Origin of the sequence: Mesorhizobium sp. M7A.F.Ca.AU.001.01.1.1, assembly GCF_004022735.1 — a bacterium.
Taxonomy (GTDB): Bacteria; Pseudomonadota; Alphaproteobacteria; order Rhizobiales; family Rhizobiaceae; genus Mesorhizobium; species Mesorhizobium ciceri.
This window is the reverse complement of the sequence record NZ_RZPF01000384.1, coordinates 1-6,141: the sequence shown is the minus strand read 5'-3', so window position 1 is coordinate 6,141 and position 6,141 is coordinate 1. Positions and strand designations below refer to the sequence as shown.

Annotated in this window: 4 protein-coding genes; 1 reads left to right on the top strand and 3 read right to left on the bottom strand. The window is 65.1% G+C overall.

Going from position 1 to position 6,141, the window contains the following annotated elements; all coding sequences use genetic code 11:
* From EN884_RS21865 to EN884_RS21855, 3 genes are all read right to left on the bottom strand, one after another.
* On the bottom strand, positions 1–2,826 hold a 2,826-nt coding region (locus EN884_RS21865), incomplete at its 3' end, for an efflux RND transporter permease subunit (protein WP_164895100.1).
* Positions 2,823–3,902, bottom strand: coding sequence for an efflux RND transporter periplasmic adaptor subunit (locus tag EN884_RS21860; RefSeq protein WP_024503446.1), 1,080 nt, complete (start codon positions 3,900–3,902; stop codon positions 2,823–2,825). The genes EN884_RS21865 and EN884_RS21860, both read right to left, overlap by 4 nt.
* A complete protein-coding gene (locus EN884_RS21855; protein WP_063169983.1) occupies positions 3,899–5,038 on the bottom strand; it encodes an efflux RND transporter periplasmic adaptor subunit in 1,140 nt (379 codons plus the stop codon). The genes EN884_RS21860 and EN884_RS21855 overlap by 4 nt, the downstream gene beginning before the upstream one ends.
* Positions 5,039–5,282: 244 nt before the next feature.
* Between EN884_RS21855 and EN884_RS21850 the strand changes: the two genes are divergently transcribed.
* Positions 5,283–6,141 (top strand): aminotransferase class III-fold pyridoxal phosphate-dependent enzyme (locus EN884_RS21850; protein ID WP_128360730.1); only part of this gene is annotated, 859 nt, incomplete at its 3' end.

Genomic DNA, 6,141 nt, shown 5'->3' with positions numbered 1-6,141 from the left:
GTCCTTGCCCTCTCGAACAAGATCCTCGATCTGCACGATCAGGATGACCGAATTGCGGATCAGGATGCCGATCAGCGCCAGCACGCCCAGGATGGCGACGAAGCCCAGCGGCGCTCCGCTCGGCCTGATCGGCGTGGTGGCGGCCCTGGTGCCGAGCGGCGCCACCGCCACGACCAGGAACAGGCGCTGGAAGCTTTGCAACTGCACCATCAGGATCGTTGCCATGACGAACAGCATCAACGGCACGACGGCGGCGATCGGTCCCTGACTTTTGGCGCTCTCCTCGACCGAGCCGGCGGTGGCGATCGAATAGCCCGGCGGCAGCTTGGCGGTGAAGGCATCGACCGATGGCTTCAGTTCGTTGACGACCGTGGCCGGCAGCACGTCGCCGACCAGCCCGGCGCGCACGGTGATGGTCGGGATGCGATCGCGTCGCCACACCGTCGGTTGCTCCAGATCGTAGCGGAAGTTGGCGACCGCCGCGAGCGGGATCGCCTCGCCGGTGCTGGTCGGCAACTGCATGTTCTGCAACGTCTCGATCGAGCCGCGTTCGGCCCCGCGGGAGCGGGCCACGACATTGATCAGGTAGGTCGCGTCGCGCACCTGCGTGATGGTGGCGCCGCCGACCGTACTGTTCAGCGCGCTGGCGATGTCGGAGGAGGTGATGCCGAGCTGGCGTGCCTTGTCCTGCAGCACGTCGACCCTCAGCACCCGCTGCGGCTCGTTCCAGTCGAAGGTCGGCGCAGCGAGCTTTGGATTGGCGGAGATGACACCGGCGAATTGCTGCGCCAGTTCGCGCACCGTCTGGATGTCGGGACCGCCGACGCGGTATTGCACGGGGCGGCCGACCGGCGGTCCGAGTTCGAGCGGCTTGACGAAGGCGTCGGTGCCGACGAACTCCTCGCGCAGCAGCTTTTCCAGCGCCGGCTTGACCCGGTTGCGGGCCTCGATGCTCTTGGTGACGATGACGGTCTGGCCGAAATAGGGGTTGGCCGGCTGCACGTCATAGGCGAGCACGAAACGCACCGCGCCCTGGCCGATATAGGACGAGAAATGGTCGATGTCGGGATTGCCGACCAGCGCCCGCTGCTCGAACCGCTCCATCTGGTCGCGCGTGTCGGCGATCGAAGAATTCTGCGGCAGGTTCCAGTCGACGATCAGCTCCGGCCGGTCCGATGGCGGGAAGAACTGCTGCTGCACCAGGCCGAAGCCGGCGATCGAGCCGGCAAACAACGACACGGTGGCGATGATGGTCAGCCAGTGATGGCGCACCGAGCCGACAAGCACGCGCCGGAACAGTGAGGTGAAGCGGCCCGGCTGGTCGTGATGCTTGGTTTTCATCGTCGCCGGCAGGATGGTGACGCCGAGCAGTGGCGCAAACAGCACCGCCACGATCCATGACACCAGCAGCGAAACGGCGATGACCACGAACAGGGTGAAGGTATATTCGCCGGCGGCGCTGTTGTTGAGGCCGATCGGGATGAAGCCGGCGACAGTTACCAGCGTACCGGTCAGCATCGGAAAGGCGGTCGACGTGTAGACATAGGTCGCTGCCTTGCGCAGATTGTCGCCGACCTCCAGCCGCGCCACCATCATCTCGACCGCGATCATCGCGTCGTCGACCAGAAGGCCGAGCGCGATGATCAGCGCACCCAGGGAAATACGCTGCAGCGAAATGCCGAGATAGGCCATGACGGTGAAGGTGATGGCCAGCACCAGCGGGATCGACAGCGCCACGACGAAGCCGGCGCGCATGCCGAGACTGATGAACGACACGGCGAGCACGATGGCGACCGCCTCGAACAGCGCACGCGTAAAGCCCGAGACGGCCTCCTCGACGATGACCGGCTGGTCGGCCACCAGATGCACGCCGACGCCGACCGGCAGGTCGGCCAGCACCTTGTCCATCTCCTTGTGCAGGGCCTCGCCGAATTCGAGCAGGTTGGCGTTGGGTTTCATGCCGATGGCGAGCCCGATCGCGTCCTGGCCGTTGAAACGGAACAGTGCCGTCGGCGGATCGACATAGCCGCGTGTGATCGTCGCTACGTCGCTCAGGCGGAAGAAGCGGTCGTTGACGCGCAGATTGATGGCGCGCAGGCTTTCCTCGGAGGTGAACTGCCCGCCGACACGCACGCTGATGCGCTCCGGCCCGGACTGGATGACGCCGGACGGCGTGATCGCGTTCTGCGCCTGCAGGCTGGCGACGATCGCTTGCTGGTTGAGGCCGAGGGCGGCGATCTGGCGGGTTGAGAATTCGAGATAGATCGCTTCGTCCTGGGCGCCGACCAGGTCGACCTTGCCGGCGTTGGGCACGGTCAGGATCTTTGTTCTGGCATCCTCGACATAGTCGCGCAACTGGCGCGGCGTCAGCCCGTCCGATGTGAAGGCGTAGATGTTGCCATAGACGTCGCCGAAGCGGTCGTTGAAGAACGGGCCCTGCACACCCTGCGGAAACTGTGCCCCGATGTCATTGACCATGTTGCGCACCTGAATCCAGTTCGGCACGACATCGCGTGCCTTGGTGGTGTCCTTCAGGTTGACGAAGATGACGGTCTGGCCGGCCGTGGTGACGGACTTGGTGTAGTCGAGGCTGTCGAGTTCCTCGAGTTTCTTCTCGATCCGGTCGGTCACCTGCTGCACGGTTTCCTTGACCGAGGCGCCCGGCCAGTTGGCCTGGATGATCATCGTCTTGATGGTGAAGTTGGGATCTTCTTCACGGCCGAGATTGAGGTAGGAGAACACGCCAGCCACGACGAAGACCAGCATGAAATACCAGACCATGGAGCGGTGGTTGAGCGCCCAGTCGGAGAGATTGAAGCCTTTCATGAGGCCCCTCCCTCGGGCACTGTCACCTTCTGGCCTTCGCTCAGGCTGTGGACGCCCGCCGTGACAACACGCATGCCGGCCTCCAGCCCCTCGGTCACCGTGAAGGTGCCGCCATTCTTCGACGCGACCTTTATGTCGCGTGCGTTCACGCTCGATGTCTGCGGGTCGACGATCCACACTTTCGCGGAACCGTTCTTTTCGAACAGCGCCGACATGGGCAGTTCGATCGTCGGTGCCACCTTGGTCACGCGGGTCGCCGTCACCGTGGAGCCGAGCCGGAAGGCCTGTGGCGGATCCGTGAGCGTCAACCTGACGCGCCGGGTGCGGGTCGAGCCCTCGGATTGCGGTGCGATCTCGCGCAGCTTAGCCCCGGTCTGGATCGTCGGCAGCGACTGCAGGATGACCTGGAAGGGCGTGCCGGCCGCGAGATCACCGGTCAATTGGTCGGGAATGTCGACCACCGCCTCGCGCAGGTCCGAGCGCGCCACGGTGACGACCGTCTGGCCGGGCGAGACCGTCTGGCCAACTTCGGCGCCGACAGCGGTGACGACACCGTCGAAATCAGAGAACAGCCTGGCATAGCCGAGCTGTTCCTGCGATTTGGCAAGCGAGGCCTTGGCCCGCTCGACACCTGCCTCCGCAGCTTTGCGCGCCTGCTGCGCGGCGTCGAAGACAGCTTGCGTGGCGTTGGCCGAGGCGAGTAACTGGCGCTGCCGTTCCTCGCTGGCGGCGGCGTTGGCGAACTGCGCCTCGGCATTGGACAGTTCCGCCTTGGCCGCCTGGAGCGACAACTCCAGCGCGGTCGGATCGAGTGCCGCTATCGTCGTGCCCTTGCTGACGATGTCGCCGACCTGGACGTCGCGCGAGACGACCCGGCCAAGCAGACGGAAGGCCAGATCGGCGCTGACCTGCGGTTCGACGGATCCGGCAAAACCGAAGACTTGCGTGGTGCGCGGCTCGATCACCATCGACAGCACCGGCCGGATGATCTCGGGCGGCTTTTCCTCCGACCTGGAGCAGGATGCCAGCGCGCCGAGCATGAGCACGCCGAGCAGGATGCGCGGCGTCCGGCTCATTGGCCCGCTCCCGATATCTCGATCGTCTGTCCAGGGCTGAGCAGCTGTCCTCCAGCGGTGACGACGCTCTGGCCTTCGTCCAGTCCCCTGGCGATCACGACCGTGCCCGAATTGAACGCCAGCACTTCGACCGGCGCCATCGTCACCGCCTTGGTCGAGGGATCGACGATCCAGACCGCCGGCTTGCCGCCGCTGGACGTCAGCGCCTGCCAGGGCAGCAGGATCGCCTTCGCCGGCTTGGCGCTTACCGAGCCGATGACGGCTGCTCCCAGCGGCATGCCGGCGGGCGTGTCGGGAATGGCGACCTTGACCCGGATCGAGCCCGAAGCCGGGTCGACCGCAGGCGAGATTTCGCGGACCTTGCCCGTTGCCCTGACCTGCGGATCGGACAACAGCGTGATCGTCACCGCAGGCGATGCCGGTGTCTTGGCGATCAGCGTCTCCTGCACGTTGAACACCGCGTCGCGGTCGCCGTCCTCGGCGACGGTGAAGACGGTTTGCGCGGCTTGCACCACTTGGCCGGTTTCGACTTGGCGGGCGGTGATCACGCCGGCGGCACCGGCCTTGAGCTCGGTGAAGGACAGGTTTTGCTGGGCGTTGGAGAAAGCGCTCTGCGCGGCTTCGACGCTGCCTTGTGCCACCTTCAGGGCCTGGTCCGCGGCGTCATAGTCGCGCCTGGTGGTGAAGCCCTGCGCCAGCAGCGTTTTCTGCCGCTCGAAGGCGGCAACGGACTGGGTCAGTTGCGCCTTGGCTGCATCAAGATCGGCCTGCGCCGAGCGCAGGTCGGATTCCTGCTCCTGCGGGTCGATGCGGGCGAGCACCGTGCCTTGATCGACATGCTGGCCGACATCGACAAACCGTTCGGCGACGCGACCGCCGACCCGGAACGACAGATTGTTCAGCGTACGCGCCGCGATCACCCCGGTCAGCGAAGTCCTTGGCGCATAGTCGGCCATCGCCACCGTTTCGGTGCGCACCATGATCTGCAGTTTCTTGTCCGCCGCTTCCTGCTTCTGACAGCCGGCCAGAAGCAGCGCCGCCGTGCAGGCGAAAAGCGCCGGGGCGGCTGGAAAAGACAAAAGACCGGGAGCTTTGACCGATGGCTGCGAGACGGGCGAAGTCACGTTCCTGCTCATGGGCTCTCCCGACCGCGGGCCGCTCGCTGATCGCGGTGCCTCGCGGCCATCCAGAGGATAGTCGATCCCCGGGAAAAGGAAACCGGTCTCGTACGTGTATCGCCCGACTGGCTAAGCGCCGGGATCTGCCCACCGCAGGCCCAATCGCCTGCCGGTGGTGCCGACTTGAGGAAAACGTGAAATAAGGTCAGAAGACATCTCAACGGCATCAAACAGGACGGGCGCCGGCCCGGTGAGGGATACGATGAAGAATTCAGCCATTTCCGAACGCAAGAACCAATCGATTTCCCGCGGCGTCGGCATGACCACGCAGATTTATGCCGACCGGGCTGAGAATTCGGAAATCTGGGATGTCGAGGGGCGTCGCTATATCGATTTCTCGTCGGGCATCGCCGTCGTCAACACCGGGCATCGCCATCCCAGGGTGATCGAGGCGGTCAAGGCACAGCTCGACCGCTTCACCCACACCTGCCACCAGGTGGTGCCCTATGAGAGCTATGTGCGCCTGGCCGAACGGCTGAACGGCATGCTGCCCGGCAAGTTCGAGAAGAAGACGATCTTCGTCACCACCGGGGCCGAGGCTGTCGAGAACGCCATCAAGATCGCCCGCAATGCCACCGGCCGTCAGGCGGTCATTGCCTTCGCCGGCGGCTTCCATGGCCGCACCTTCATGGGCATGGCGCTGACCGGCAAGGTCGTGCCTTACAAGGTCGGCTTCGGCGCCATGCCGGGCGATGTCTACCATGCGCCGTTTCCTGTGCCGCTGCACGGTGTCTCGGTCGCCGACTCGCTGGCGGCGCTCGACCGGTTGTTCAAGGCCGATGTGGATCCGGCGCGCGTCGCCGCCATCATCATCGAGCCGGTTCAGGGCGAGGGCGGCTTCTACGACGCGCCGCGGGATTTCCTGGTTGCGCTGCGCAAGCTTTGCGACCAGCACGGCATGCTGCTGATCGCCGACGAAGTGCAGACCGGCTTTGCCCGCACCGGCAAGATGTTTGCTATGGATCACCATGAGGTGGCCGCCGACATCACCACCATGGCCAAGAGCCTGGCCGGCGGCTTTCCTCTGGCGGCGGTCACCGGCCGCGCCGAAATCATGGATG